Source organism: Streptomyces sp. NPDC003038 (assembly GCF_040611115.1).
Lineage (GTDB): Bacteria > Actinomycetota > Actinomycetes > Streptomycetales > Streptomycetaceae > Streptomyces.
Map to the genome: position 1 here is coordinate 125,579 of NZ_JBEXNN010000013.1, position 25,848 is coordinate 151,426.

A 25,848-nucleotide genomic window follows, 5' to 3' on the forward strand; every position below is an offset into this window, starting at 1 on the left:
CGTCATCAGACGGACCGGCCTGTCCCGGTGGGCGATACTGGGATCGAACCAGTGACCCCTTCGGTGTGAACGAAGTGCTCTCCCGCTGAGCTAATCGCCCGGGAACGCACTGAACAATACAGAAGGCTTGGGGCTGGTTCAAACCGCTTGCGACCCGGCCGCGAGATGCGCCGCGAGGCCTCGCCGGCCGGCCCGCATCAGCAGACTGTGGTTGAGCCGGAACACCGGCCGGCCGGGCAGCGCGAGCCACCGCATCAGCGGCCGGCGCACCTCGACCTCCTGCTCGTACAGCACCCGCGTCCGCCGTCCGTCCGGTCCGCCGCGGGGGCGTACGGTCCACCGCGCCCAGCCGTCGATGTCTCCGTGCAGGGCCACTTCGAGCACGCCGCGCCCGGGGGCGCGCAGGAGTTCGGTGGCGGTGACGTGCAGGGCGTACGGCAGCACCGAGCGGACGAGCGCGCCGCCGGCGCGGTCGCCGGCCGGTTCCGTCCGGCGGATCTGGGGCCACCAGCTCGGGTACTCCTCGCCCTGCTCCAGTACGGCGTACACGGCCGACGGCGGGGCGTCGAGGTCCCACACGCTGCGGAAGCGGTAGCGGCTCCAGCGGTCCCAAGGGCTGCGGTCCATGGATCCAGTCTGCCCCCGGGGCCCGCGGGCACGCCCGGTTCCCGCGACCCGTGCGTACTCAGGGCGGATCTGAGTACGGGGACCCATGTCCTGACGGCGTGACGGGCGCCACACTCCGCCCTATGAACACGTCCCTGCCGCCGGCCGAGGAGCTGGCGCTCATCGACCGCGAGCTGACTCAACTCGACGCCCGCCGACTGTACTTGCTGAGCCGCCGCGACTGGCTGCTGCGGCTGCTGCACCAGATAGGGCCGGGTCCTGGCGGCTGGGCCGCCCCCGCGACCCCTCCCCGGCCCGCGAAGGACGCCTCGGCGCCGAGCGCGCAGAACGTCCTGCTCGCCCTGGGGGCGGTGCTGCTGGCGGTGGCCGCGCTGGCGTTCACGCTGGTGAGCTGGGGGTCCCTGGGGATCGCCGGGCGCTCGGCGGTACTGGCCGTGGTGACGGCGGCGGCGCTGGCCGCGCCCGTGGCGCTGCTGCGCCGCGGGCTGAGGTCGACGGCGGAGTCGGTGGCGGCGGTGGGGCTGCTGCTCACGGTGCTCGACGCGTACGCGCTGCGCGTGACCGGCATGCCGGACGCGGACGGCCTCCGGTACGCGGCGGGGGCGGCCGGGGTGCTGGCGGTGGTGTGGGCGGGGTACGGGCTGGGGCTTCCCAAGCTTGTTCTCCCGCTGCCCGCGGCGGTGCTGGCGGCGCAGTTGCCGCTGCCGCTGGCGGCGCTGGCCGCGCAGGCGGGCCCGCTGGACATCGGCTGGGCGCTGCTCGCGACGGCGGCGCTCGACGCCGTCCTCGCGCTGCGGGTCCGGACGGCGTCGATCCCGGGGGCTCTGCTGGGCGCGGGAGCGCTGCTGACCGGGGTGGCCGAGTCGTGGGCGGCGGCTTCGGCTGCCGAGTCCCTCGCACCGGCGGCGCTGCTGCTGGCGTGCGCGGCGCTCGGTGTGGCGGTGGCCCGGCGGGAGCCGCGCGCCTCGGCCGCCGCGCTGGCGGGCGGTCTCGCCTGGGTGGCGGCGCTCGGCGGTGTGGCACGGCCGGCGCTGACCGGTTCGACGGCGGGGGCGGGCTGGGCGGTGGTGGCGCACCTGCTGGTGGCGCTGCCGCTGCTGGCGGCGGTACGGGCGAGCTCGTTCCCGCCCGCGGTCCGGCGCGGGCTGGCCGGGGCGGGGGCGGTGGTGGCCGCCCTGGCGGCCTTGGCGGGCTGGTCGGCGGTGGCGCCGACGCTGCTGGCACGGGTACGGGTGCTGGACGAGGTGTGGGCGGCGACGACTCCGCCGGGGGATCCCTCCTGGCCGGGGGCGGCGGTTCCGGTCGCCCTGCTGATCACGGCGGGGGCGGCCTGGTGGCTGGGCCGGGCACTGTCGCGGCCGGAGCCGGGCGTGGTGGGGGTGGTCCTGGCCTGGTCGGGTCTGTTCACCGCGCCGGTGCTGCTCGGTCTCCCGGTGGCGGCGGTGTTCGCCGCGCAGCTGGCGGTGACGGCGGCCGCGGGGTTCCTCGCCCTGCGGTCCGCGGCTCGCGGCGCCGCAATCGCGGCCGGGGTGTGTGCGCTGGCCGGGGCCGCGAACGTGTCCCTGGGCGCGCTGGACGGCCGGGCGGCCACCTTCGCGGTCTGGGGCCTGCTGGGGGCCGGCTGCGCGGCGGGAGCGGCGTACAGGGCCGCGCCGCGCTGGGCCCGCTCCGGGGCGGCCGTGTGCGCCGTCGGGTACGCCACCGGGGTGCTGGTGGCGGTCGGCGCGGCCGCGGAGCTGGCAGTGGCCTGGTGGGCCCTCCCGGTGCTGGCCGTCCCCGCGGCGGTGGCCGCGCCGGGGCCCCGGCTGGGCGGCGTCCGCGTCCCCGCGGAGGGCGCGGCGGCGGCGGCCGTGGTGCTGGCGGTGGCCCTGGCCTCCGGGGACGCGCTCGTGCTGGCGTTGGTCCTGTCGCTGGCCGGGGTGGTCTGCGCGGGTGCGGCGGTGCGCGCGGACCGGCGCGTGCTGGGCTGGGCGGCGGGGGCGCTGTTCGTGGCGGCGACCTGGGTGCGGCTCGCCTCGTCCGGGGTCACGGCGCCGGAGGCGTACACGCTGCCGGTGACGCTGCCCGCCCTGGCCGTGGGCCTGCTGCGGCGCCGCGGGGACGAGCGGGCCTCGTCCTGGACGGCGTACGGCCCCGGCCTGGCGGCGACCCTGCTGCCGAGCCTGGTGGCCGCCTGGGGCGACGCGCACTGGCTGCGGCCGCTGCTGCTGGGTCTGGCCGCGCTGGGTGTGACCCTGGCGGGCGCGCACCGGCGGCTTCAGGCCCCGCTCCTGCTTGGCGGCGCCGTGCTGGCGGCGGTGGCGCTGCACGAGCTGGCCCCGTACGTCGTGCAGGTCGCGGGCGTGCTCCCGCGCTGGCTGCCGCCGGCGCTGGCGGGCCTGCTGCTGCTGGCGGTGGGGGCGACCTACGAGAAGCGGCTGCGCGACGCCCGGCGCCTGCGGGAGGTGTTCGGCCGGCTCCGGTAACGCCGAAGGCCCGGAGACGGTGAAAGTCTCCGGGCCTTCGGTCCGGGTGGGCGATACTGGGTTCGAACCAGTGACCCCTTCGGTGTGAACGAAGTGCTCTCCCACTGAGCTAATCGCCCGGACGCACCGCAAACATTACCGCATGTCAGCGGTGCTCCTCGACCAGCCCCGGGCCCCTGGCTGCCGGTCACTGGTCCTTGAGGTTCCAGGGCAGTACCAGGCCGTACTTCCACAGGTAGAAGCCGATCAGCACGCCCGCGACGACCAGACCCACGGTGGTCAGGATGAGGTTGCGGCGGCGGACCTTGGGGTCGAGCGCCTTCTGCGCGGCCTCGGTGACCTTGCGCTTGGTCCAGTGCAGGACGAGGTGGGCCCAGGCGAATTCCGTGGCCCAGATCGCCAGGCCGGCGAAGATCGCGACCCATCCGGGCCCGGGCAGCACGAGCATGGCGACGCCGGCCCCGATGACGGCGAGGCCGACGATGAAGACGCCGACCTGCCAGCTCAGGTGCAGGCCCCGCCTGGCCTTGATGAAGTCGGGCGCCTTCGATACGTGCGGCGCCTCCGGTGCGGCTTCCTTGTCCGGTGTGGCTTCCTTGGTGGCCTCTTCGGCTGCGGACTCGTGCCCGCGGTCACTCCCCGTATTCATGGGGTGGAATCTACCCGAGCCGGAAGCGGACCCGCAGCACACGTGAATGGTGGTTTGGATCCGCCGTACGAGGGACCCAGAGGTCCGCAAAACGGTCAGAGGGGTTTACAACGGCACCGTAGGTGGCATGTCGATTTCGCCGACGTGCGAATCCCCGAGCGCACACTGAGCGAAAGGCCCTGGCGCTTATGAACACCACGGTCAGCTGCGAGCTGCACCTGCGCCTCGTTGTGTCGAGCGAGTCCTCACTGCCTGTTCCCGCGGGCCTGCGGTATGACACGGCCGACCCCTACGCCGTGCACGCCACCTTCCACACCGGCGCCGAGGAGACGGTCGAATGGGTATTCGCCCGCGACCTCCTCGCGGAGGGCCTCCACCGGCCCACCGGTACCGGCGACGTCCGCGTCTGGCCGTCCCGCAGCCACGGTCAGGGCGTCGTCTGCATCGCCCTGAGCTCACCGGAGGGAGAAGCACTGCTCGAAGCACCCGCCCGAGCACTCGAGTCGTTCCTCAAGCGGACGGACGCCGCGGTTCCACCCGGGACCGAACACCGGCACTTCGACCTCGACAAGGAGCTCTCCCACATCCTGGCCGAATCCTGAGCCAGGACCACAGCCGCTCGACACCGTCCGACTCGGGGCGACGGTGCGGGTCGGACAACCCCATACGGCGATGCCGGCGCTGTTCTCGCGGAAGCCACCCGCGAGGGCGGCGCCGGTTTGCGTGGGCGTGCCGCGCGGAGCGCTCCGCGGGCCCGGCGTGATCCACGGGGCACCCCTGGGAGGGACCCGCTAGAGTCGGGCCACCAGCGGCGGTACTGGCCCGTCGCCGCAGGCCCGGCCCTTGAGGGAGACCCCGTGCAGATCCCCCACGACACCCGTCGCGCGCTCGACGTCGTCGTCGCGCTGGTGAACACCGCGGCCGAGGCGGACCAGCCCGACGGGCTGGCGGACATCGGTGCGCTGCGCGCCTTCGTCCACGAGTACGCGATCAGCGACGTCGGCGAGCTCGGCGCCCGCGATCTGGCCGGGGTCCGGACGGTACGCGCCAAATTCGCCCAGGTGTTCGCGGCCCCGAACTCCCGCGCGGCGGCCACGCTGATCAACGAGCTGGTCGCGACCGCCGGCACCACCCCGCAGCTGACCGACCACGACGGCTACGACTGGCACGTGCACTACTTCGCGCCGGGGGCGTCGGTGGGCGACCACCTGGCGGCGGACGGCGGCATGGCGCTGGCCTTCATCGTGGTCTCCGGCGAAAAGGAGCGGCTGCGCCGCTGCGAGGCGCCCGACTGCCGGCGCGCCTTCGTCGACCTGTCCCGCAACCGCTCGCGGCGCTACTGCGACAGCCGGACCTGCGGGAACCGGCTGCACGTGGCGGCGTACCGGGCCCGGCGCAAGGAAGCCGACGCGGGAGCGGCGGGCCCGGCGGACGTGTCAGAGCACGAAGAGATCGTGCACGGCGGCAAGCAGTAGCAGAGAGCCGATCACCCCGAGGAAGATCATCAGGGGTGGCTGGGAGAGCGCGAAGAGGCACCCCCGCGGCTCCTCGGCGACGGGGGCCGGGACCGGCGCGGGACCCGACGGATCAGTGTGCGATGTGTCGAGCATGTCGGGGCGATGATGACGCAGCACACCGCCGTCGGCCTCTCAACACGCCAGTGTTCGGGCGGTACTCCGCCCGATCTCGTGGACCGGCTCAGATGCCGTGCTTCTTGAGGATGGCCTCGATGTCGGAGAAGTCGTCCGCGGGAGCGGCGGCGGCGGGCTTCCGGGACGCGGTCGGCCGGGGGTCGGAGCCGGCGCCGAGGGACGGGGCGGAGGAGGCCGGGGCGACGGCCTCGCGGACCGGGGCGCCCTTGGCGGCCTTCGCCGGCTTCTCGGGCTTCCCGAGGCTCCGGCGCTCGATGGCGCGGGTCGTGACGAAGAGCAGCCAGGCCAGCGCCAGGAGTCCGAAGCCGGCCCAGACGGTCGGCTTGAAGACCATCCCGGACACCCACTGCACGACGCCCGTCATCACCAGACCGACCGGCACCAGCGCGTACGCCGCGATCCGCGCGGCGGTCAGGAAGCGCTTGCGGTAGGCGGTCAACGCGGCGATGCCCAGGCCCGCCGCGGACACCGCTGAGCAAATGGTCTCGGCAAGCATGCGGTCCTCCATGGCTGGGGCGGTCTGTCCCCCCTCCATCCTGCACCGGCCGTCGCCGTACAGGCCAGGCCCGAAGCGGCTCGCCCGCCGATCTCGGGGAGATCTCCGGGTCCCGCCTCCTCCCCAGGTCCCGGTCGGTGGGGGGTGCGCGGGGCTGGGAGACTGCCCGTATGACCGATTCCGTGATCCTCGACGTCTGGTGCGAACTGCAGTGCCCGGACTGCCACAGCGCCCTGGACGACGTCCGCGCCCTGCGGGCCCGCTACGGCGACCGGCTGGACATCCGGCTGCGCCACTTCCCGCTGGAGAAGCACAAGCACTCCTTCGCCGCGGCGCAGGCCGCCGAGGAGGCCGTGGAGCAGGGGCAGGGCTGGCCGTACGCGGAGGCCGTGCTGGCGCGTACCGCGGAACTGGGCGAGCGGGGCGAGCCGGTGCTGCTGGACGTGGCGCGTGAACTTGGCCTCGACGTCGAGGAGTTCGACACGGCCCTGATCGACGGGCGGCACATCCTGATCGTCGACGCGGACCAGGCCGAGGGCAAGGCCATCGGCGTGACCGGCACCCCGACGTACGTGATCGACGGCGAGCGCCTCGACGGCGGCAAGAGCCAGGAGGGGCTGCGCGCCCGCATCGAGGAGATCGCCGACCGGCTGCTGGCCGCCGGTGACGGCCCGGCCCAGGACTAGGTCGTCTCTTTCGGATCTTGCCGGGCCCGCGTTGACCGGTGCCGCACCTCGCTGCACTGCGTTCGCTGCGCTCACTGCGTCTCGGCTCCTCTTCGAGGACCTTGGCGGCCGAGCTGTCGGAAGCGCCCTAGTACGTCCAGTACAAGGACGCTCCTCCGCCTTGCGATGCACGGCACCGGTCAACGCGGGCTCGGCCGACAAGATCCGAAAGAGACGACCTAGAGCAGGTCCTTGGCGTAGTTGAGGTTGGTCGTCCGGTAGCCGAGGGACTCGTAGAGCCGCAGGGCCGGGGTGTTGCCCGCGAAGACCTGGAGCGCCAGCACCCGGTGGCCCTCGGCGAGGGCCGTGCGCTCCGCGAGCAGCATCAGGTCGCGGCCGTACCCCCGGCCGCGGTGCCCCGGGTCGACCCCGACGTCGAAGACGTACGCGCCCTCCCCGCTCGGCGCGGTCCACACGTGCCCGACGGGCGTGCCGGCCGCCTCCAGGACGCAGAGGGTGGTTCCGGGGCTGGCGAGGCCCCGGGGCAGCAGGGCTTCGTGGTCGGCCACCGACTTCGCGTGGGCGGCCTCCTGCGGCATGCCTCGGCCGGCCAGGTCCCCCGTGTAGCTCCGGCGCGCCTCGACGATCCAGACCTCGTACTCTGCCTCCGTCATGGGGCGGCCGAGCACCCCCTCGGAGAGGGCGGGCGGCTGCGCCGGGAGCTCCTTGGCCATGTTGCGGCTGTACTCGGCGTACCCGAGGGTCTCGGCCATGCGCAGGCCGCCCGCCGAACCGGCCGGTACCGAGACGCGGACCCGGCGGCAGCCCCAGCCGCGCAGCACCTCCTCGGCGGCCAGAGCGGCCACGGTGGCCCGGCCGCGCCGGCGGTCGGGCTCGTCCACGGCGAGGTCGCGGATATCCCCGACCGTCGGCCCGAAGGGGGTGTCGGTGGCGATCACCAGTGCGCCGACGCGCCTGCTGTTGACCCGGATCTCGTACGGGCGCGAGCGCGCCCCGCCGGTGCTCTGCTGAAGCGGCCCGGACGGCCGCAGGGTGGTGGTCATCAGTCGAGTTCTACCCGCCCCGCGGCCCCCGCGACAGCCCCTTTCGCCCCGCTCGGGCTTCCCCCTACGGGTCGAGGTCGTCCGCGGCGCGCGCGGCGAAGATCCGCATCGCCTCGGCGGTGACCGGGCCCGGGGTGGCCGCGAGCTCGCGGCCGTCGATCCGGTGGACGGCCTGCACATCGCGCAGGGAGGAGGTCAGGAAGACCTCTTCGGCCTGCTCCAGCGCCTCGAAGGGCAGGTCCGTCTCCTTGGCCCCGGCCCATTCGAGGACGAGCGCGCGGGTGATTCCGGCGAGGCAGCCGGAGGCGACGGGCGGGGTGTGCAGTTCCCCGTCGAGTACGACGAACACGTTCGAGCCGGTGCCCTCGCAGAGCCGTCCGGTGGTGTTGGCGAAGAGCGCCTCGGAGGCCCCGGCCCGGTGGGCGGCGGCGAGCGCGACGACGTTCTCGGCGTACGAGGTGGTCTTCAGGCCGGCCACGGCGCTGCGCTCGTTGCGGACCCAGGGCACCGTGACGACGGCGGTGGTGTCCGGGCGGCGGGTGGTCTCCCCGACGGCCACGATCAGGGTGGGTCCGGCTTCGCCGCGGTCGGAGCCGAGCGGGGAGACGCCTCCGGTGTAGGTGACGCGCAGCCGCCCGAGCGATACCGCCCGCTGCGCCAGCACGGCCGCGCAGGCCGCCCGTACCTCGTCGAGGTCGGGGTCCGGCAGGCCGAGGCCGCGGGCCGAGTGGGTCAGCCGTTCCAAGTGGCGGGTGGGCGCGAAGAGCTCGCCGCGCTCCACTTTGAGCGTCTCGAAGACGCCGTCGCCCACGGTCAGCCCGTGGTCGAAAACGGACACCCGCGCGCTGTCCGCGTCCCGCAGCGCTCCGTCGAGCCAGATCCTCACCGTACGGTCCTTCCGATCGTCCCATGGGTACCGGTCACCTCGTGGGCACCTGACGCTACCCGCAGCAGGCGGGCGGCCTTCAGTTCGGTCTCGGCCCATTCGCGGTCGGGGTCGGAGCCCCAGGTGATCCCGGCGCCGGTACCGAAGAGCAGGCGGGGGCCGCCGGGGGCCCCGCGGTCGATCCAGAAGGTGCGGATGCCGACGGCCAGCTCGGCGGTGCCCCGGTCGGCGTCGACCCAGCCGATGCCGCCGCAGTACGGGCCGCGCGGGGCTGTCTCCAGGGCTTCGATGATGCGCAGGGCGGAGGACTTGGGCGCGCCGGTGACGGAGCCGGGCGGGAAGGTGGCGGCGAGCAGCTCCGGCCAGCCGGCGCCGTCGGCGAGCTCTCCGCTGACGGTGGAGACGAGGTGGACCAAGCCCGGGTGCTCCTCGACGGCGCACAGCTCGGGGACGGCGACGGAACCGGTGGCGCAGACCCGGCCCAGGTCGTTGCGTACGAGGTCCACGATCATCACGTTCTCGGCGTGGTCCTTGGGCAGCAGGTCGGCGACGGTGCGGCCGGTGCCCTTGATGGGGCCGGACTCGACGTGTCGGCCGGAGCGGCGCAGGTACAGCTCGGGGGACGCGGTGGCGATCTCGACGCTGTGGGCGGGCAGCCGAATCGTTCCTGCATAGGGCGCCGGATTGCCGCGCGCGAGCAGCGCGGTGAGCGCGTCGACATCCGCGCCGTCCGGGTCGGGCAGCGGCGCGGACATCACCCGGCACAGATTGGCCTGGTAGACGTCGCCGGCGGCGATGTGCTCGCGGATGCGGCGTACGCCGGCGGTGTACGCGGCGCGGTCGAGCGAGGAGGACCAGGTGTCGGCCCCGGGACCCCGCCAGGCCCCCGGGAGGGGCGCCGAGACGGGATCGGGGCGTATGTCACCGAAGCGCGCGCAGACGAGCCGCCCTTCGAAATCCGCCGCCACCGCCCAGAACCCGGTGGAGTCGAGGGCGGCGGGATCACTGGTGACGTCTCGGAGGTCGGTCGCGAGCAGGCCGCCGAAGCGGGCCAGGGGAGGCAGGTCGTGCACGGCTGCGAGTCTATGGCCGGTGACGCGACGGCGCCGGTGAGGTGACGGCCGGGTGACCGAGGGTGATCGAGCGGCAGCACGCTGCGGAAACGTGTTTTTGAGCTGGCCGGGGAATCCGCTAGAGTTCAACACGTCGCCAGGGAGCGAAGGGGGAAACCCCGGAGCGAGCACGGTGACCTGCGGACGTAGCTCAGTTGGTAGAGCACCACCTTGCCAAGGTGGATGTCGCGAGTTCGAGTCTCGTCGTCCGCTCGAAGTGGGGGATCTTCCCGAGAACCCCCGCAGCTCCATGGTGGAGTGGCCGAGAGGCGAGGCAACGGCCTGCAAAGCCGTCTACACGGGTTCAAATCCCGTCTCCACCTCCAAGGACGATTAGCTCAGCGGGAGAGCGCTTCCCTGACACGGAAGAGGTCACTGGTTCAATCCCAGTATCGTCCACTGGTCCGCAAGGATCCCCGCGCGATTAGCTCAGCGGGAGAGCGCTTCCCTGACACGGAAGAGGTCACTGGTTCAATCCCAGTATCGCGCACGCAGCACCTGCCAGACCTGCGGCCTTCGAGCCGTGGATCCCCGCGCGATTAGCTCAGCGGGAGAGCGCTTCCCTGACACGGAAGAGGTCACTGGTTCAATCCCAGTATCGCGCACCACCTCCGGAAGCCCCGGCCGTCTCGACGGCCGGGGCTTCCGCGTTTCCCGCGGGGTGCCGACGCGTGCTCGTGGGGCTTTGGGGGAGGCGTTCGCGGAGGCGTTCGCGGACGAGAACGAGGGCGTGAGAAAGGGTGCTGCCCGTACGACTCTCCAGCCGTACGGGCAGCACCCTTCACCTGCCGTCCGTCGCTCCCCCGTCCCCACGGGGTCGACAGGCCGATGTCCCGGCCCGGGCCGCTCTCCCGGGCCTGGAGCGCCGCTCAGCGCCCCAGCATCAAGCCCACGGACGACGCCTGCGCCGCCACCTGATCGAAGCCTCCGAAGAGGAAGAGCAGGACGGCGGCCAGGGGGAGGACCATGGCCGCGGCCACCAGCGGGTGTCGCGTACCGGACTCATGGCCGTTGAACGCGAATGCCTTGCGTCCCTGCCGTGCGATGTCCGCCATGGCCCACTCCCTGTCGTTTGGCAGCGGCGGGCTTTTGACCTCGGGGGACGAGTGCATCACCCGCCGCTTGTCTTCAACCCTAGGCGGGCGCAAGGCGCCTGGCCTCATGCCTTCGTACCCATTGCCAGGCCTCCAGGAGGATGACGGCGTCCCGTCCGTGTACTCCCCTGGGTGGAGGCCGCTCCCCCGCTGTCGGGGTCTTCCCCGAGGGGATGACCGGAGGGTAGTGACTTCGCTCACTTCCGTCACTCCCTGTTGATGCGTGTCCGTCCGCGAGCCGTCGGCAAGATCGATTCGGCTGCGGCCGTCGCGCGGGCGCATCACACCGCGTGGCCGCCCCCCTGCGCCGCCCAATCCCCTTGGTGTGAGGGGCGCTTGGTCCCGGGCGGCCTTGCCGGGTGACCATCGGGCGATATCACTGAGGAACCCTCAAGTGGGCGGTGCCGCACTGACAATCGAATCCCCCGACGAGGGCGCGGCCTCTGAGCGCGCGTGGCGGATGGTCCGTAAGCTGTGGCACGTCAACAGGACGACCGGTCAGCGGGGTGGACATGGCGATGATGCGGCTCCGGCGCGAGGACCCGCGTGTCGTCGGCTCGTTCAGACTGCACCGGCGGCTCGGCGCCGGCGGTATGGGCGTGGTCTACCTGGGGTCGGACCGGCGCGGACAGCGCGTCGCGCTCAAGGTCATCCGGCCGGACCTGGCCGAGGACCAGGAGTTCCGCTCGCGGTTCGCCCGCGAGGTGTCCGCCGCCCGGCGGATCCGCGGCGGGTGCACCGCACGCCTGGTCGCGGCGGACCTGGAGGCCGAGCGGCCGTGGTTCGCCACCCAGTACGTCCCGGGGCCCTCCCTGCACGACAAGGTGGCCGAGGAAGGCCCCCTGACGGCCGCGCAGATCGCCGCCATCGGCGCCGCGCTCTCCGAGGGACTGGTCGCCGTGCACGAGGCGGGCGTCGTCCACCGGGACCTCAAGCCCTCGAACATCCTTCTGTCCCCCAAGGGCCCGCGCATCATCGACTTCGGCATCGCCTGGGCCACCGGGGCCAGCACGCTGACCCATGTGGGAACGGCCGTCGGCTCCCCCGGGTTCCTCGCGCCCGAGCAGGTGCGCGGCGCCGCCGTCACCCCCGCCACGGACGTCTTCGCCCTCGGCGCCACCCTGGCCTACGCCGCGACCGCCGACTCGCCCTTCGGGCACGGCAGTTCCGAGGTCATGCTCTACCGCGTGGTGCACGAGGAGGCGCAGCTGCACGGGGTTCCGGACGCGCTCGCACCCCTCGTACAGGCCTGCCTGGCCAAGGATCCCGAGGACCGGCCCAGCACGCTCCAGCTGTCCATGCGGCTCAAGGAGATCGCGGCGCGCGAGGCACAGGGCCTCTCCGACGGGCGCCCGCCGGCGCAGCGCGCCCGCTCCGAGCGGCCCGCCGGGCGGCAGGCCGACGGGGCCGACCAAACCGATCCGTACGCGGGCCAGCGCACGGAGCGTCGTACGGCCGGCAGCACGCCCCGGCCCCGGAGCGGCCCGCAGAGCGGACCTCATTCGCGGCCCTCGTCCTCGCGGAATCCGGGCGGCCCCTCGTCCCGGTCGACCGCGGGCCGTTCGGGCGGCCGCCCGGCCTCTCGGACGACGGGAGCGGGACGGCGGCCCTCGCGGCCGGACCCGAAGCTGATGCGGCAGCGGCTGATCGTCTTCGTCGTGGTGACGCTCATCGTGGCGCTGGGGATCGCGGCGGCCCAGAAGCTGTAGGGGCTACGGGACACGGCGGCGTGGTGGACGCCTCGGGGCCCGCCGTCACAGGAGCGCACCCACCGTCCGTGGCGTCCGGCGCCCTCCCCGGGGGGACCCGGCGAGACCCGGGGGGACCCGGCGAGACCCGGGGGGACGCCGACGACCGGACGGAGGCGAAGGCTGCGGCGATCTAGCGGGCTTCGCGGCCCTGCGCCACCGCGTAGAAGGCGACCGCGGCCGCCGCACCCACGTTCAGCGAGTCCACGCCGTGCGCCATGGGAATCCGTACCCATTCGTCGGATGCGACCAGCGCCTGCGTCGACAGGCCGTCCCCCTCGGCTCCGAGCATCAGCGCGACCCGCTCCAGGGAGTGCGGCGCCGCCACGTCGATCGGCGAGGCCTTCTCGTGCGGGGTCAGGGCGAGCAGCTTGAAGCCCGCCTCGCGGACGGAGTCCAGGCCCTTGGGCCAGGCGTCCAGACGGGCGTAGGGGACGGAGAACACCGCGCCCATGGAGACCTTCACCGAGCGGCGGTAGAGCGGGTCCGCGCAGTCGGGCGACAGCAGCACCGCGTCCATGCCGAGGGCGGCGGCGCTGCGGAAGATGGCCCCGATGTTGGTGTGGTCGTTGACCGCTTCCATGATGACCACGCGGCGGGCGGAGCCGAGGAGTTCCTCGGCCGTGGGCAACGGCTTGCGCTGCATGGAGGCCAGGGCGCCTCGGTGCACGTGGTAGCCGGTGACGCGTTCGGCGAGCTCCGGGCTCACGGCGTAGACCGGGGCCGGGAGCTCGTCGATGACGTCGCGCATGACGTCGACCCACTTGGCCGAGAGAAGCATCGAACGCATCTCGTACCCGGCGTCCTTGGCGCGTCTGATGACCTTCTCGCCCTCGGCGATGAACAGCCCCTCCGCGGGCTCGCGGCGGCGCCGCAGTTCCACGTCGGTCAGGCCCGTGTAGTCGCGCAGGCGCGGGTCGTCGGGGTCTTCGATGGTGATGAGATCAGCCACAGGGTGATACTGCCTTGTCCTGGGTGTGGTGCCAACGGCCCGTTCAGCCGCCGGGGGTTCAGACGCCGGTCGTGCGGGGTGCCGCGTTGACCGTGACGACCTCGCCGATGACGATGACGGCGGGCGGGCGGACCTCCTGCACGCGGACCGTCTCACCGACCGTGGCGAGCGTGGCGTCCACGCGGCGCTGGGCGGCGGTGGTGCCCTCCTGGACGACGGCGACCGGGGTGTCCGCCGAGCGGCCGTGACGGACCAGGGCGTCGGCGATCAAGCCGATCTTGTCGACGCCCATGAGGATCACCAGGGTTCCGGTGAGCTTGGCGAGAGAGGCCCAGTCCACCAGCGAACGCGGGTCGTCGGGGCCGACGTGGCCGCTGACCACGGTGAACTCGTGGGCCACGCCCCGGTGGGTGACCGGGATGCCCACGGCGCCGGGCACGGAGATCGAGCTGGAGATGCCGGGAACGACCGTGCAGGGGATGCCCGCCTCGGCGAGGGCCTGGAGCTCCTCCATGCCACGGCCGAAGACGTACGGGTCCCCGCCCTTGAGCCGGACCACGGCCTTGCCGGCCTTGGCGTGCTCGATCAGCGCGTTGTTGATGGCCTCCTGGGCCATGAACCGGCCGTACGGGATCTTCGCCGCGTCGATGACCTCGACGTGCGGCGGCAGCTCGTCGAGCAGGTCGCGGGGGCCGAGCCGGTCGGCGATGACGACATCGGCCTCGGCGAGGAGGCGGCGGCCGCGGACGGTGATCAGGTCGGGGTCGCCGGGACCGCCGCCGACGAGGGAGACACCGGGAGTGTGGACGCGGCGGTGGGCGGGCGCGGCGAGGGTGCCTTCGCGCAGGCCCTCGACGATGGCGTCACGGACGGCGGCGGAACGGCGCGGGTCGTTGCCGGTGAGCACGGCGACGGTGACGCCCTCGCTGCGGCCGGTCGCGGGGGTCCAGGCGGTGGCGGCGGAGGCGTCGTCGGCGCGCACGCACCAGACCCGCTCGCGCTCGGCCTCGGCCGAGGCACGCTCGTTGTCCTCGCGGTTCTGGGTGGCGATCAGCGCGTACCAGGCGCCGGCCAGGTCGCCCTCCTGGTAGCGGCGGCGCTCCCAGCGGATCTCCCCGGTCTCCGCCATGGCGTCCACGGAGGGGGTGGCGGAGGGAGAGATCAGCAGGACGTCGGCGCCCGCCGCGATGAGGGCGGGGAGCCGGCGCTGGGCGACCTGGCCTCCGCCGATCACGACGACACGGCGGCCGGCCAGGCGGAGTCCTACGGGGTAGGCGGGGGTGTCGGCCATGGCGGTTGCGGCTCCTGGTGCGGCGAGGGGGGCCGCTGCGACGCTGGAGCGGCTGGGTTGACGTGCGGTTTCCGTGTCCGGGTCCACGATACGACCCGGGGGGTCGGGGGTCCGCGCGGGGCCGGGTCCCTGCGGGTGCGGGCGGTGCGGGGCCGGGCGCCTGCGGGCGGACGGTACGCGGCGGCTGCGCCGGCCCCCCGGGCTCCACCCCGAACCCGCGCCTCAAACGCCGGCGAGGCTGAAAACGCGGGCCCGACTGGATACTGCCCTATCGGCGCGGGAACGGATGCCTGCGGGCGGCCGGTACGCGGCGGCTGCGCCGGCCCCCCGGGCTCCACCCCGAACCCGCGCCTCAATCGCCGGCGAGGCTGAAGATGCCGGTCCGCCTGAATGCTGCCGTATCGGTGCGGGGACGGGGGGTCCCTCTGGATGGGCCGTGGGGTGGGGACACTCCGGGATGTCCCCGCAGGTCGAGCGAACCCACCGCCGGTCGGCAGGCCGGTTCGGCTCGGGGTTCGCGAGCCGAGGAGACGTCCCGGAGGGGCACCGCCCCACCACGAAGCCCGGACCGGCCCAGCCCGCACGGCCCGACATGGCCGAGGGCCACCGCGCCTGGCACAACCGCCCGCACGCCCGGAACAGGGGCGAGGGCCACCGCGCTCGGAACAACCGCCCGCACGGCCGGCCACCGCCGAGGGCCACCGCGCTCGGAACAACCGCCCGCACGGCCGGCCACCGCCGAGGGCCACCGCGCCCGGAACAACCGCCCGCACGCCCGGACACCGCCGACGGCCACCACGCCCGGACCCGCCGCGGCTACTTCTCCGTGACGCCCGCGGAGTCGAACGTGGCGACCTCGTGCATCGCGCGGGCCGCGCTCTGGACCAGGGGGAGGGCCAGGAGGGCGCCCGTGCCCTCGCCCAGGCGGAGGTCCAGGTCGACCAGGGGGCGCAGGCCGAGCTTGTTCAGCGCCGCCACATGGCCCGGTTCCGCGCTGCGGTGGCCCGCGATGCAGGCCGACAGGGACTCGGGGGCGATGGCCCGGGCCACCAGGGCGGCCGCTCCCGCGCTGACCCCGTCCAGGATCACCGGGGTGCGCAGTGAGGCCCCGCCGAGGAGAAGGCCGACGATCGCCGCGTGCTCCAGGCCGCCGATCGCGGCGAGGACGCCGATGGGATCCGCGGGGTCCGGCTGGTGCAGTTCCAGGGCGCGGCGTACGACATCGACCTTGCGGGCGTGGGTCTCGTCGTTGATGCCCGTGCCGCGTCCCGTGACCTCCGCCGGGTCCACACCGGTGAAGACGGAGATCAGCGCCGCGGACACCGTGGTGTTCGCGATGCCCATCTCGCCGGTGAGCAGGGCCTTGTTGCCGGCCGCGACCAGATCGCGGGCCGTTTCGATGCCCACCTCGATCGCGGCGACCGCTTCTTCGCGCGTCATCGCGGGGCCGACGGAGAGGTCCGCCGTGCCGGGGCGGACCTTGCGCGGGAGCAGGCCCGGGGTGGCGGGGAGGTCCCCGGCCACGCCCACGTCGATCACGCAGACCTCGGCGCCCACCTGGTTGGCGAAGGCGTTGCAGACCGCACCGCCGCCCAGGAAGTTGGCCACCATCTGGGTGGTGACCTCCTGCGGCCACGGCGTGACGCCCTGGGCGTGCACCCCGTGGTCACCGGCGAAGATCGCGACGGCGGCGGGCTCCGGGATCGGCGGCGGGCAGACCCGGGAGAGGCCCGACAGCTGCGCCGAGATGATTTCGAGCATGCCGAGGGCCCCGGCGGGCTTGGTCATGCGCTTCTGCCGCTCCCACGCCTCGCCGAGCGCCTTCGCGTCGAGCGGGCGGATGCTGGCGACCGTCTCCGAGAGCAGGTCGTGCGGCTCCTCGCCGGGCAGCGCGCGACGGCCGTACGTCTCCTCGTGCACGACCCATGCCAGCGGCCGCCGCTGGGACCAGCCGGCCTGGGCCAGCTCGGGCTCCTCCGGGAACTCGTCGACGTAGCCGACGCACAGGTACGCGACGACCTCCAGGTGCTCCGGCAGGCCGAGCTCGCGGACCATCTCGCGCTCGTCGAAGAAGCTGACCCAGCCGACGCCGAGGCCTTCGGCGCGGGCGGCGAGCCAGAGGTTCTCGACGGCGAGGGCCGAGGAGTACGGGGCCATCTGCGGCTGGGTGTGCCGGCCGAGGGTGTGGCGGCCGCCACGGGTCGGGTCGGCGGTGACGACGATGTTCACCGGGGTGTCGAGGATGGCCTCGATCTTGAGTTCCTTGAACTGCTTCGCCCGGCCCTTGGGCAGCGACTTCGCGTAGGCCTCGCGCTGGCGCTGGGCGAGTTCGTGCATCGTGCGACGGGTCTCGGCCGAGCGGATGACGACGAAGTCCCAGGGCTGGGAGTGGCCGACGCTGGGCGCGGTGTGGGCGGCCTCCAGGACGCGGAGCAGCACCTCGTGCGGGATCGGGTCGGTACGGAAGCCCTTGCGGATGTCACGGCGCTCGCGCATGACGCGCAGGACGGCCTCGCGCTCGGCGTCGGCGTAGGCGGGAGCCGGGTCGCCTGCGGCGGACTCGGCGGGGGCGGGCTCGGCGGGGGCGGGCTCGGTCTCGGCGACCGGCGGCTGCGCCGGGGCGGGCTCTGCTTCGGCGGCGGCCGCGGCGACCGGCTCGGCGTCGGCCGCTTGCGCGGCGGCGGGCTCGGCCTCGGGGGCGACCTCGGCGGCCGGGGCCGCTGCGGCAGCGGACGGCTCGGCCTCCACGGCGACCGGGACGGCCGGGGCCGCTTCGGCGTCGGGCGGCTCGGCCGCGTCCACCACCGGCTGCGCCGGGACGGGCTCCGCGGACACGGCTTCGGCGGCCTCCGCGGGGGCCGGCTCCGCCGGGGTCCCGGGCGCGGTCGGTACGAGGGGCGCGGCGGGGGCGTGCTGCTCGACGGCGGCAGGCTCGGACTCCGCTGCCTGGACCACCGTTTCCGCGGGGGCGGCCGGCGCCTGCGCATCCGGTGCCTCGGGGAGCGCCGGCTCGACGGGCGCGGCTTCCGCCACCGGCTCGGCCGGGACGTCTGCGGCCTCGGGGGCCTCGGGGGCCTCGGCGACCGCGGGGGCCTCGGCGACCGCGGGGGCCTCGACCGGCTGCGGCTCAGGTTCCGCGGCGGCCACGGCGACCGGCTCCGCCGGGACCACCGGCTCGGGCTGCGGGGTCGGGGGGACCTCGGCGGCCTGCGCCGGGGGCTGCTCCGCCACCGGCTCCGGGACGGGCGACGGTTCCGGGGCGGCGGTCTCCGCGACGGGCGCCGGCTCCGGCGCCCACGGCGCCCCGGCCTGCGGCGGGATCTCGCTCGGCTGCTGCGCGGGGGCGGCCACGGCCTCGGCACGCGGGACGTCCAGGTACTCCGGCCCCGTGTTCGGCGGACCGGCCTGGCGGACGGGAATCGGCGCGGCCGGGGTGGTCATCCCCGGAGCAGCCGGGGCAGCGGGGGCTGCCGCGGGCGCTGCGGCCGGGCCGCGGTCCGCGAGCGACCGTACGACTCCGCCGGTGGCCTCGGGCACGGGCGGACCCATGTGCAGCGGGCGCCGGGCCGGGGCCACGGGCGCGGCGGGCGCCATCTGCGGCGGAACCACCAGGCCCCCGAGGTCGAGCGCGCCGGAGTCGCGGCCGCCCGCCTCGTGCGCGCCCGCGCTGTAGGTGGTGTCGGGGAAGGACGGCTGCGGGAAGCCGGGGTACGCGGGCTGCTCGGCGTAGGCCGCGGGCGCCTCGGCGTACGACGGCTGCGGGTAGGCGGGCTCGGCGTAGACCGGCGGCTCGGACGGGTTGCCGTAGGAGGAGTCGACGGGGAAGGCGGGCACCGGCGGGACGACCTGCGGGTCGCTCCACGCGCCCTGGCCGCTCGGCATCAGCAGCAGCTCTTCGTCCTCGGGCTCGGCCGGGTCGTCCACGAGGTCCTGGAAGGCGTAGCCCCCGGGACCGGCTGTCGGCGGCTGGACCGGAGCGGGGATGCCCTGCTGATCCACCATGCCCGCGCTGTCCGGGAGACCCTCGCCCGGGACCTGGCCGGTGTCAGTCATGCGTACCCCTCGCCCATCGGTGTTGCCTCTACGATCGCCCGGCGCCCACGTGACCAACGAGCGGGGTCGCCGTGCGGCACGTACGCCTCACGTACGCCTGCGCGACAACCACTAAGCATTGTCGCGCCCGTTCGCCATCGTGGCGGCCATAACCGCCACGGTCCGCTGTGGACTGCGCCACGTCGCGCGTCCCGGCTGTGCCGCGTGCCCGAATCGTCCTGGGCAGTACGACGATCGGCCAGCCTACCCCGGCCTCCCCGTCAGCGGGGCACAGGGCGTTCGGCGGCCAACAGGAAGACGACGGAACGCTCCTGCTCGGTCCAGGTACGGGGGTCGAGGCCGACGGACTGGAGCAGCGCGCATTCGACCGCGTACCCGTGTTCGGTGAGCGCGCGGCCGATGGCCTCCGCCTCGTCGCGTGTGGAGGCGTGGCTGACGATCCGTTCGGGGCGGCGGGAGGCGACGGCCGCGACGACCTCGGCTCCCCCGCCGCCGACGCGGACGACGTCGGGTTCCGGGAGGTCTTCCAGTACGTGCGGTGCGCGCCCCGCGACGACCTGGAGTTGCACGCCCCGGTTGCGGGCGGCGGCAGTTACGCGGTCGCAGGCCTGCGGGTCGGCGTCGACCGCGATGACGGCGGCGCCGAGGGCCGCGGCGTCCACGGCGAGGGCGCCGGAGCCGGCGCCGATGTCCCAGACGAGGTCGCCGGTGCGCGGGCCGAGCCGGGCCAGCTGTGCGGCCCGCAGCTGCGCGGACTCTCCTTCTCCCACGTCGGCCTCGGGCCTCGCCCAGCCGCGTCCGGCCGACTGGGCCGGGCCCTGGCCGAACAGCCAGCCCGGTTCGGCGGCCAGGGCCTGTCCGCTGGCGGAGCCGCCGATGACGATGACGACGTTCGGGTCGCGCCAGCTGTGGTCGGCGGCCTTGTCCGAGGTGAGGACGCTCACCTGCTCCTTGTCGGTGCCCAGTTCCTCGCAGATGACGAAGGTGCGGTGGACCGGGCCGAGGAGCAGCGCGAGTTCGGCGGGGCCGGCGCCGGGTGAGGTGAGGACGGCGACCTTGCCGTGGGCGCGGCAGACGTTCACGGCACGGCGCAGGGTGCGGGGGTGGGCGACGACGACCTGGGCGTCGTCCCAGGGCATGCCGGCGCGGGCGAAGGCGGCGGCGACGGAGGAGACGGCCGGGACGACCTCCACCTCCAGGCCGTGCTCCGGGGCGCGCAGGGTGCGTACGACGCCGAAGAAGCCGGGGTCCCCGTCGGCGAAGACGACGGCGGAGCCGCGGTGGGCGGCGATGCGGCGGGCGGCGAGGCCGAGGCTGCCGAGGCGGATGCGTTCGGCGGGGGGCGGGACCTCGGGAAGCGCGAGATGGTGGGCGGCGCCGGCCACCAGCGTGGCGGCGGAGAGCGCGGACCGGGCGGCCGCGGTCAGGGGCGAGCCGTCCCAGCCGATCACCGTGACCCGGTCGGCCATCGTCGTCAGTCTCCTGGGGTGGGGGCGGGCGAAGCTTCGTCAGGGGGCGCGCACGGTGAGACTACCTGGTCATCGCGGTGGGGGGCGGTTGGAGGGGTCAGTTCCAGTCGGCCCCGACGGCGTACCCGTTCGCGTCGCTCCGCTGCCCGAAGCTGTAGCTGTGGCCGTCGTCGTCCTCGTAGCCGCCGTAGCCGTCGCCTTCTTCGAGGTCCTCGGGGACGAGGCTCCAGACGATGAGGTCGGTACGGGTGTCGGTCCAGGTGCCGTCGGCCGTCTGTGTGCGCACTATCCACGCGTTGCGCAGCACGCCCTCGCTGATGCAGCCGATCTTCTGGGCGACCTGCTGGGACGCGGTGTTGTCGGCGGCGGTGCGCAGTTCGAGCCGTTCGAAACGCTGGTCGCGGAAGAGCCATTCGGCGACGGCGAGGACGGACTCGCTGGCGTATCCCTCGCCGCGGGCCCAGGGGGCGGTGACGTAGCCGACCTCGGTGGAGCGGGTGCGCCAGTTGGTGTTCTGGAGGTGGACGATGCCCACCAGGCGCTGGGTGAGGAACTCGGTGACGGCGAAGACGATGCCGCGGCCCTCGGTGCGCTCGGCGTGGGAGTGCAGGGTGGCCCATCCGTGCGCGTCGGCGCGGGTGTAGGGGTGCGGCACGGAGGTCCAGGCGGTGACGTTCTCGTCGTTCATCATCTCGGTGAGCGCGGTGACGTCCTCTTCCTCGAAGGGGCGCAGCACCAGCCGGTCCGTGCTGATGGTGACGTCCGGGAAGGTGGTAGTCATGCGCAGCTCCATGCCTGAGACCGTGGTGCGACCGTGATGCGTTGCGACGGCGGTGCGGGACCGTTTGTGCGGGTCGTAGGCCACAGCATGCAGCATCGGCCGGGGGATGTGCAGGGCCGGGTTGCCCGGGAGCGGGCAGAGCTCGGCCCCGCGCGCCGAGGGGGCACGCGGGGCCGAAAGGCCTCCCCCCGGGGGGAGGCCGGGTGGCTCAGGAGGCGGGGGTGCCGAAGGCCGGCGTGACCGAGCCCTGGTACTTCTCCTCGATGAACTTCTTGACGTCGTCGGAGTTCAGCAGCTTGGCCAGCTTCTGGATCCGCGGGTCGTTCTGGTTGCCGTCCTTGACCGCGAGGAAGTTGGCGTACGGGTTGCCCTCGGCCTTCTCCAGGACCAGCGCGTCCTTGGCGGGCGTGAGGTCGGCCTCGATGGCGTAGTTGCCGTTGATGACGGCGGCGTCCACGTCGTTCAGGGCGCGCGGGACCGTGGCGGCCTCCAGCTCCTTGAACTCCAGGCCCTTCTTGTCGGTGATGTCGGACAGCTTGGCGCTGGTGCCGACGCCTTCCTTGAGGGTGATGAGGTTGTTCGCGGCGAGCAGCTGGAGCGCGCGGCCCTCGTTGGTGGTGTCGTTGGGGACGGCGATGGTCTGGCCGGCCTTGATGTCGGAGAGGGCCTTGACCTTCTTGGAGTAGAGGCCGAGGGGCTCCAGGTGCACGTTCACGACGGGCACGATGTGCGTGCCGTTCTTCTTGTTGAAGTCGTCGAGGTACGGCTTGTGCTGGAAGTAGTTGCCGTTGACCTGGCCCTGCTCGGTGGCGGTGTTCGGCAGGACGTAGTCCGTGAACTCCTTGACCTCCAGCGTGAGGCCTTCCTTGGCCGCGAGCTTGTCCTTGACGAAGTTCAGGATGTCGGCGTGCGGGCTCGGAGAGGCCGCGATGACGAGCGGCTTGCTCTCGTCGGTGGTGCCGCCGCCGGCCTTGGCGGAGGACGGGTCCGAGGAGCTGCCGCAGGCGGTGAGGCCGAGGGCGAGCGCGGAGGCGGTGGCGGCGAGAGCGGTGAGCTTGATGTTCTGACGCACGAAGAGTGCCTTTCTTGCTGCGCAAGTACCGAGGACTTGCTGGTGGTGGTGGCCCAAGCACGACAAGTGCGGGCTCTCTGAGGGGGAAGGTGGTGTCGGCCCGTGGCCGGGTCAGCCGGTCCGGCCGCGCCGGGCGAGGAGGCGGACCGCGCCGTCGCCGAGCAGCTGGATGACGGTGACGATGGCGATCAGGACCACGACGGTGGCGACCATGAAGCCGGTCTCGAAGCGCTGGAAGCCGTAGGTGATGGCCTTGGAGCCGAGGCCTTCGCCGCCGACGGCGCCCGCCATGGCGGAGTAGCCGACCAGGGTGATGACGGTGGTGGTCACGCCGGCGACGAGGGACGGCAGCGCCTGCGGGAGGAGCACCTTGCCGACCAGGGTGGGGATGCCTCCGCCCATGGACTCGACGGCCTCGATCAGGCCGTGGTCCACCTCGCGGACGGCGGTTTCGACGAGCCGGGCGAAGAAGGGGACGGCGCCGATGGCAAGCGGGACGATCATGGCGGTGGGGCCGATGAAGGTGCCGACGACCGCGGTGGTGACCGGGATCAGGAAGATCAGCAGGATGATGAACGGCAGCGAGCGGCCTATGTTCACGATCACGCCGAGGATCTTGTTGAGCGGCCGGTTCTGCAGGAGGCCGCCCTTGTCGGTGAGGACCAGCAGGATGCCGATGGGCAGTCCGCCGAGGACGGTCACCAGGGTCGACCACAGCACCATGTAGAGGGTGTCGTACGTGCCCTGGGCGAGCAGGGGCTGCATCTCGGACCAGGTCACTTGGCACCATCCTTGACCAGTGCGGCGAGTTCCGCGTCGGCGTCCCCGTCGAGGCGGGGGTCGATGTCGGCGTCGGCGTCGACGACGTCGACCTGGAGGCCCTGCTCGCGCAGGAAGCCCACGGGCACGACGTTGTCCTCGTAGCGGCCCGGCAGTTCGATGCGCATCCGGCCGATCTGCCGGCCGGCGACGGTGTCCATCGCGGCGCCGAGGATCGAGATGTCGATGTTGTACGTCCGGGAGAGCTGCGAGATGACCGGCTGGGCGGCGGCGTCGCCGTGGAAGGTGACGTCGACGACCGTCCGGTCGGGGCCGGAGGCGGCGCCGGTGACGGGGAAGAGTTCACCGGCGAGCTCGGAGCCGGGGGTGGCGAGCAGTTCGGCGACGGTGCCGGACTCGATGATCCGGCCGTTCTTCATGAGGGCGGCCGAGTCGCAGACCGACTTGACCACGTCCATCTCGTGCGTGATGAGCAGCACGGTCAGGCCCAGCTGCTGGTTGAGGTCGCGCAGCAGCTGGAGGATGGAGCGGGTGGTCTCGGGGTCCAGGGCGCTGGTGGCCTCGTCGGACAGCAGGACCTTGGGGTCGCCGGCCAGGGCGCGGGCGATGCCGACGCGCTGCTTCTGGCCGCCGGAGAGCTGGGTGGGGTAGGCCTTGGCCTTGTCGGCGAGGCCGACGAGGTCGAGCAGTTCCAGGGCCTTGCGGGAGCGCTCGCGGCCACGGACACCGAGGATCTCCAGGGGCAGTTCGATGTTGCCCTGGACGGTGCGCGAGGACAGCAGGTTGAAGTGCTGGAAGACCATGCCGATGCGGCTGCGGGCCTCGCGGAGTTCCTTGCCGGCGCGGCGTCCGCGGCCGGCGAGCGCGGTGAGGTCGGTGCCGTCGACGCTCACGGTGCCGGCGGTGGGGCGCTCCAGCAGGTTCACGCAGCGGATCAGGGAGGACTTGCCGGCGCCGCTCTGGCCGATGACTCCGTAGACCTCGCCCTCGCGGACGTGCAGGTCGACGCCGTCCAGGGCGGTGACCTCACGGCCACGGGACTGGTAGACCTTCGTGAGGCCTGTTGTGGTGATCACAGGATTTCCGTCGCTGTCGAGTGCACGGCGAAGCAGGTGCCGGGCACGGGGCAAACATCTGGGGACGCGATACGGGTCGAACCATCACAAACCGATGGCGCTGACGCGTGCGTGGGGCAGGGAGCGATCCGCGCTGTTCAACAGCTGGTGGCGGACGGGCTCGGCCGGTCTCGCTTCGGGGCGCGAGGCTCAGGAAGGGGCCCTCAGAAGGCGCACATTCGACACATACAACGAGCACCGGGCGTCATCGTCGCCTCGGTCGCAAGGGTGCGGCTGCTCGTCGTGGTCATGGCCCCAAGTAAAGCAGACCCATCCCCTCACCGATCAAAGCTGTCCGGATAGCGGACGGGTGTTGGTCACGAAGCGGACGGCGCCGGTCGGTCCCGGCCGTCCTTCCCGGCCGCCGCGCGGGCGTGGCTGACCTGCGCGGATCCGGTCGGCACGTCCCTTGCGGCCACCTCGTCGGCCGGTTCGGCGGGGGCCGCGTTGTGGTCAAGACCACGGGCCGGAGTCCGCGTGACCCCGGGCGGGCGGGCGGGGTGCGCGCATCGGGTCTTTCGGCCCGTAATACCCTCGCTGCATGCTCGACGCCCTGACGGTCGCCATCGGCGTGGCCGCACTCGCCCTCGCCGCCTGGTGCGGATTCGCCGCCTGGCGGGACCAGTCGACCAAGGACTGGCACTTCATCGGCATGGCCGTGGTGACCGCGCTGGTCCTGGCCCAGCTGGTGACCGGACTGGTCAAGCTGGCCGGGGGTGAGAAGCCCGACGAGGGCGCGGTGATCTTCGTCGCGTACCTGCTGGGCGCCTTCGCCGCGGTCCCGGCCGCCGGGCTGCTCTCGCTGACCGAGCGCACCAAGTGGGGTTCGGTGACGGTCTCCGCGAGCGCGGTCGTCCTCGCCGTCCTCGAAGTACGGCTCTACGACATCTGGGGAACCCCCGGTGCCTGACACGACCACCGCCACCCCCGCCGGGCGCAAGCGGCTCGTGTCCGGACCCGGGCTGCTGCTGGTATGGCTGTACGGGGTGATGGTGGTCGGAGCCGTCTCGCGGTCGGCCTACCAGATCTCCACCGAGTACGACCGGGCGCCGCTGGCGTACTCGCTGTCGGCGGCCGCGGCGCTGGCCTACGCCTTCATCACGTACTCGCTGGTGCGCGGCGGGGAGACGGCCCGCAAGGCGGCGCTGGTGTGCTGCGCCGCCGAGCTGGCCGGCGTACTGGTCGTGGGCGCCTGGACCGTGGTGCGCCCCGAGGCGTTCCCCGACGCGACCGTGTGGTCGCAGTTCGGGATGGGCTACCTGTTCATCCCGGTGATCCTGCCGGTCACCGGGATGCTCTGGCTGCGTACGAAGCGCTGAACGGCGCGGCCGGGGCCCGGACTACGCGCTGACCGCGAACTCCGTCGGGGTGGGGTCCTTGGCTTCCTTCTCCAGGATCACCAGCCGCACGCCGTCGCAAGCGGTGCGGCCGCCGACCTGGGTGTAGCCCGCCTTGCGGTAGAGCCGCAGGTTCGACTCGCTCTTGTGCCCGGTGTGGAGCCGGAACCGGGTGGTGCCGCCGTCGCCGGCGAGGGCCTCCTCGACGGCGCGCAGCAGCCGGGCGCCGAGGCCGTGGCCCTGCATGCGCGGGTGGACACAGAGCTTGGCGATCTTGCCGGTGCCGTCCTCGTCCACGCTGCCGCGCACGGTGCCGACGATCTCGTCGCCGAGCCGGGCCACGAGCACGGTGTCCGCCGCGAGCTCCGCCTTCAGGGAGTCCAGGGACTGGGTGAGCGGCTGGATGAGGTAGTTGCCGTACAGCTCGGCCTCGCGCTGGAAGGCCAGGTACTGCAGTTTGAAGATCTGCTCAGCGTCCTCGGCGGCCGCCGCCGAAATGGTCACGCTCATGCCCATGTGCGCATGCCTCCCGCTCACCTG

Annotated in this window: 23 protein-coding genes and 7 tRNA genes; 12 read left to right on the forward strand and 18 right to left on the reverse strand. The window is 73.4% G+C overall.

What is annotated here, in order from left to right; all coding sequences use genetic code 11:
• Positions 1-28: 28 nt before the first annotated feature.
• Together ABZX75_RS18580 and ABZX75_RS18585 are read right to left on the reverse strand one after the other, a co-directional pair.
• Positions 29-100, reverse strand: a tRNA-Val gene (locus tag ABZX75_RS18580).
• A 38-nt stretch (positions 101-138) separates the two neighbouring features.
• Positions 139-627 carry an SRPBCC family protein gene (locus ABZX75_RS18585; RefSeq protein ID WP_355411701.1) on the reverse strand — a complete coding sequence of 163 codons (489 nt, stop codon included), beginning with the start codon at positions 625-627 and terminating at the stop codon, positions 139-141.
• A gap of 122 nt (positions 628-749) precedes the next feature.
• Between ABZX75_RS18585 and ABZX75_RS18590 the strand changes: the two genes are divergently transcribed.
• The gene (locus tag ABZX75_RS18590) at positions 750-3,092 is read left to right on the forward strand and encodes a hypothetical protein (protein WP_355411703.1); all 2,343 of its coding nucleotides are present in this window, start codon (positions 750-752) and stop codon (positions 3,090-3,092) included.
• Positions 3,093-3,139: 47 nt separating this feature from the next.
• Here ABZX75_RS18590 and ABZX75_RS18595 read toward each other — a convergent pair.
• Positions 3,140-3,211, reverse strand: a tRNA-Val gene (locus tag ABZX75_RS18595).
• Positions 3,212-3,279: 68 nt separating this feature from the next.
• Positions 3,280-3,741 (reverse strand): TIGR02611 family protein, encoded by a 462-nt coding sequence (locus ABZX75_RS18600; protein ID WP_355411705.1) that lies wholly within the window; start codon positions 3,739-3,741, stop codon positions 3,280-3,282.
• A gap of 188 nt (positions 3,742-3,929) precedes the next feature.
• On the opposite strand from ABZX75_RS18600, the gene ABZX75_RS18605 reads away from it, so the two are divergent.
• Both ABZX75_RS18605 and ABZX75_RS18610 read left to right on the forward strand, forming a co-directional pair.
• Positions 3,930-4,343: an SsgA family sporulation/cell division regulator gene (locus ABZX75_RS18605; protein ID WP_030011909.1), complete on the forward strand. Its 414-nt coding sequence runs from the start codon at positions 3,930-3,932 to the stop codon at positions 4,341-4,343.
• 255 nt (positions 4,344-4,598) lie between these two features.
• Positions 4,599-5,216, forward strand: a complete 618-nt coding sequence (locus tag ABZX75_RS18610) for a CGNR zinc finger domain-containing protein (protein WP_355411708.1) — start codon at positions 4,599-4,601, stop codon at positions 5,214-5,216.
• A gap of 223 nt (positions 5,217-5,439) precedes the next feature.
• Here the strand turns inward: ABZX75_RS18610 and ABZX75_RS18615 are convergent, their stop codons facing one another.
• Complete coding sequence (locus tag ABZX75_RS18615; protein ID WP_355411710.1) at positions 5,440-5,889, reverse strand: hypothetical protein; 450 nt, start codon at positions 5,887-5,889, stop codon at positions 5,440-5,442.
• A gap of 170 nt (positions 5,890-6,059) precedes the next feature.
• Here ABZX75_RS18615 and ABZX75_RS18620 point away from each other — a divergent pair, with 170 nt between their 5' ends.
• On the forward strand, positions 6,060-6,575 hold the full coding sequence (locus tag ABZX75_RS18620) for a DsbA family protein (protein ID WP_355411712.1): 516 nt from the start codon (positions 6,060-6,062) through the stop codon (positions 6,573-6,575).
• A 218-nt stretch (positions 6,576-6,793) separates the two neighbouring features.
• Here ABZX75_RS18620 and ABZX75_RS18625 read toward each other — a convergent pair whose 3' ends face one another.
• The 3 genes from ABZX75_RS18625 to ABZX75_RS18635 form a co-directional block, all read right to left on the reverse strand.
• The gene (locus tag ABZX75_RS18625; protein WP_355411714.1) at positions 6,794-7,618 is read right to left on the reverse strand and encodes a GNAT family N-acetyltransferase; all 825 of its coding nucleotides are present in this window, start codon (positions 7,616-7,618) and stop codon (positions 6,794-6,796) included.
• 64 nt (positions 7,619-7,682) lie between these two features.
• Complete coding sequence (locus ABZX75_RS18630) at positions 7,683-8,504, reverse strand: aminodeoxychorismate lyase (protein WP_355411716.1); 822 nt, start codon at positions 8,502-8,504, stop codon at positions 7,683-7,685.
• Positions 8,501-9,577 (reverse strand): chorismate-binding protein, encoded by a 1,077-nt coding sequence (locus ABZX75_RS18635; RefSeq protein ID WP_355411718.1) that lies wholly within the window; start codon positions 9,575-9,577, stop codon positions 8,501-8,503. Before ABZX75_RS18635 ends, ABZX75_RS18630 begins: the two co-directional genes overlap by 4 nt.
• Before the next feature lie 179 nt (positions 9,578-9,756).
• Here ABZX75_RS18635 and ABZX75_RS18640 point away from each other — a divergent pair.
• The 5 genes from ABZX75_RS18640 (at position 9,757) to ABZX75_RS18660 (ending at position 10,224) form a co-directional block, all read left to right on the forward strand.
• Positions 9,757-9,829: transfer RNA gene (locus tag ABZX75_RS18640), tRNA-Gly, on the forward strand.
• Between the two features lie 39 nt (positions 9,830-9,868).
• Positions 9,869-9,942, forward strand: a tRNA-Cys gene (locus ABZX75_RS18645).
• Position 9,943: 1 nt separating this feature from the next.
• A tRNA-Val gene (locus tag ABZX75_RS18650) sits at positions 9,944-10,015 on the forward strand.
• 19 nt (positions 10,016-10,034) lie between these two features.
• Positions 10,035-10,106, forward strand: a tRNA-Val gene (locus ABZX75_RS18655).
• A 43-nt stretch (positions 10,107-10,149) separates the two neighbouring features.
• Positions 10,150-10,224 (forward strand) — tRNA-Val (locus ABZX75_RS18660).
• Positions 10,225-10,485: 261 nt separating this feature from the next.
• On the opposite strand, the gene ABZX75_RS18665 is transcribed toward ABZX75_RS18660, so the two are convergent.
• Positions 10,486-10,671 carry a hypothetical protein gene (locus ABZX75_RS18665; RefSeq protein WP_355411720.1) on the reverse strand — a complete coding sequence of 62 codons (186 nt, stop codon included), beginning with the start codon at positions 10,669-10,671 and terminating at the stop codon, positions 10,486-10,488.
• Between the two features lie 551 nt (positions 10,672-11,222).
• Here ABZX75_RS18665 and ABZX75_RS18670 point away from each other — a divergent pair.
• Positions 11,223-12,419 carry a serine/threonine-protein kinase gene (locus tag ABZX75_RS18670; protein WP_355411722.1) on the forward strand — a complete coding sequence of 399 codons (1,197 nt, stop codon included), beginning with the start codon at positions 11,223-11,225 and terminating at the stop codon, positions 12,417-12,419.
• A gap of 172 nt (positions 12,420-12,591) precedes the next feature.
• Here ABZX75_RS18670 and ABZX75_RS18675 read toward each other — a convergent pair whose 3' ends face one another.
• From ABZX75_RS18675 to ABZX75_RS18710, 8 genes are all read right to left on the reverse strand, one after another.
• On the reverse strand, positions 12,592-13,410 hold the full coding sequence (locus ABZX75_RS18675) for an RNA methyltransferase (RefSeq protein WP_355411724.1): 819 nt from the start codon (positions 13,408-13,410) through the stop codon (positions 12,592-12,594).
• Positions 13,411-13,468: 58 nt separating this feature from the next.
• Complete coding sequence (cobA, locus tag ABZX75_RS18680; RefSeq protein WP_355411726.1) at positions 13,469-14,701, reverse strand: uroporphyrinogen-III C-methyltransferase; 1,233 nt, start codon at positions 14,699-14,701, stop codon at positions 13,469-13,471.
• A gap of 816 nt (positions 14,702-15,517) precedes the next feature.
• Positions 15,518-18,754 (reverse strand): nicotinate-nucleotide--dimethylbenzimidazole phosphoribosyltransferase, encoded by a 3,237-nt coding sequence (cobT, locus tag ABZX75_RS18685; protein ID WP_355411728.1) that lies wholly within the window; start codon positions 18,752-18,754, stop codon positions 15,518-15,520.
• A gap of 260 nt (positions 18,755-19,014) precedes the next feature.
• Positions 19,015-20,223, reverse strand: a complete 1,209-nt coding sequence (gene cbiE, locus ABZX75_RS18690) for a precorrin-6y C5,15-methyltransferase (decarboxylating) subunit CbiE (protein WP_355411730.1) — start codon at positions 20,221-20,223, stop codon at positions 19,015-19,017.
• 97 nt (positions 20,224-20,320) lie between these two features.
• Positions 20,321-21,004: a GNAT family N-acetyltransferase gene (locus ABZX75_RS18695; protein ID WP_355411732.1), complete on the reverse strand. Its 684-nt coding sequence runs from the start codon at positions 21,002-21,004 to the stop codon at positions 20,321-20,323.
• Between the two features lie 208 nt (positions 21,005-21,212).
• Positions 21,213-22,076 carry a MetQ/NlpA family ABC transporter substrate-binding protein gene (locus ABZX75_RS18700; protein WP_355411734.1) on the reverse strand — a complete coding sequence of 288 codons (864 nt, stop codon included), beginning with the start codon at positions 22,074-22,076 and terminating at the stop codon, positions 21,213-21,215.
• 111 nt (positions 22,077-22,187) lie between these two features.
• Positions 22,188-22,856 (reverse strand): methionine ABC transporter permease, encoded by a 669-nt coding sequence (locus ABZX75_RS18705; protein ID WP_355411736.1) that lies wholly within the window; start codon positions 22,854-22,856, stop codon positions 22,188-22,190.
• Positions 22,853-23,932: an ATP-binding cassette domain-containing protein gene (locus ABZX75_RS18710; protein ID WP_355411738.1), complete on the reverse strand. Its 1,080-nt coding sequence runs from the start codon at positions 23,930-23,932 to the stop codon at positions 22,853-22,855. The genes ABZX75_RS18705 and ABZX75_RS18710 overlap by 4 nt, the downstream gene beginning before the upstream one ends.
• A 580-nt stretch (positions 23,933-24,512) precedes the next feature.
• On the opposite strand from ABZX75_RS18710, the gene ABZX75_RS18715 reads away from it, so the two are divergent.
• Positions 24,513-24,881, forward strand: coding sequence for a hypothetical protein (locus ABZX75_RS18715; protein ID WP_355411740.1), 369 nt, complete (start codon positions 24,513-24,515; stop codon positions 24,879-24,881).
• A complete protein-coding gene (locus ABZX75_RS18720) occupies positions 24,874-25,290 on the forward strand; it encodes a hypothetical protein (protein ID WP_355411742.1) in 417 nt (138 codons plus the stop codon). Before ABZX75_RS18715 ends, ABZX75_RS18720 begins: the two co-directional genes overlap by 8 nt.
• A 21-nt stretch (positions 25,291-25,311) precedes the next feature.
• Here the strand turns inward: ABZX75_RS18720 and ABZX75_RS18725 are convergent, their stop codons facing one another.
• The gene (locus ABZX75_RS18725) at positions 25,312-25,824 is read right to left on the reverse strand and encodes a GNAT family N-acetyltransferase (protein ID WP_355411744.1); all 513 of its coding nucleotides are present in this window, start codon (positions 25,822-25,824) and stop codon (positions 25,312-25,314) included.
• Between the last annotated feature and the right edge of the window lie 24 nt (positions 25,825-25,848).

What these genes read in the sequence shown, in the direction of transcription:
- cobT (WP_355411728.1), bottom strand. Translation starts at nt 18,754, where the DNA reads ATGACTGACACCGGCCAGGTCCCGGGCGAGGGTCTCCCGGACAGCGCG.
- ABZX75_RS18670 (WP_355411722.1), top strand. Translation starts at nt 11,223, where the DNA reads ATGGCGATGATGCGGCTCCGGCGCGAGGACCCGCGTGTCGTCGGCTCG.
- ABZX75_RS18665 (WP_355411720.1), bottom strand. Translation starts at nt 10,671, where the DNA reads ATGGCGGACATCGCACGGCAGGGACGCAAGGCATTCGCGTTCAACGGC.
- ABZX75_RS18625 (WP_355411714.1), bottom strand. Translation starts at nt 7,618, where the DNA reads ATGACCACCACCCTGCGGCCGTCCGGGCCGCTTCAGCAGAGCACCGGC.
- ABZX75_RS18585 (WP_355411701.1), bottom strand. Translation starts at nt 627, where the DNA reads ATGGACCGCAGCCCTTGGGACCGCTGGAGCCGCTACCGCTTCCGCAGC.
- ABZX75_RS18725 (WP_355411744.1), bottom strand. Translation starts at nt 25,824, where the DNA reads ATGGGCATGAGCGTGACCATTTCGGCGGCGGCCGCCGAGGACGCTGAG.
- cobA (WP_355411726.1), bottom strand. Translation starts at nt 14,701, where the DNA reads ATGGCCGACACCCCCGCCTACCCCGTAGGACTCCGCCTGGCCGGCCGC.
- ABZX75_RS18590 (WP_355411703.1), top strand. Translation starts at nt 750, where the DNA reads ATGAACACGTCCCTGCCGCCGGCCGAGGAGCTGGCGCTCATCGACCGC.
- cbiE (WP_355411730.1), bottom strand. Translation starts at nt 20,223, where the DNA reads ATGGCCGACCGGGTCACGGTGATCGGCTGGGACGGCTCGCCCCTGACC.
- ABZX75_RS18615 (WP_355411710.1), bottom strand. Translation starts at nt 5,889, where the DNA reads ATGCTTGCCGAGACCATTTGCTCAGCGGTGTCCGCGGCGGGCCTGGGC.
- ABZX75_RS18605 (WP_030011909.1), top strand. Translation starts at nt 3,930, where the DNA reads ATGAACACCACGGTCAGCTGCGAGCTGCACCTGCGCCTCGTTGTGTCG.
- ABZX75_RS18620 (WP_355411712.1), top strand. Translation starts at nt 6,060, where the DNA reads ATGACCGATTCCGTGATCCTCGACGTCTGGTGCGAACTGCAGTGCCCG.
- ABZX75_RS18600 (WP_355411705.1), bottom strand. Translation starts at nt 3,741, where the DNA reads ATGAATACGGGGAGTGACCGCGGGCACGAGTCCGCAGCCGAAGAGGCC.
- ABZX75_RS18695 (WP_355411732.1), bottom strand. Translation starts at nt 21,004, where the DNA reads ATGACTACCACCTTCCCGGACGTCACCATCAGCACGGACCGGCTGGTG.
- ABZX75_RS18715 (WP_355411740.1), top strand. Translation starts at nt 24,513, where the DNA reads ATGCTCGACGCCCTGACGGTCGCCATCGGCGTGGCCGCACTCGCCCTC.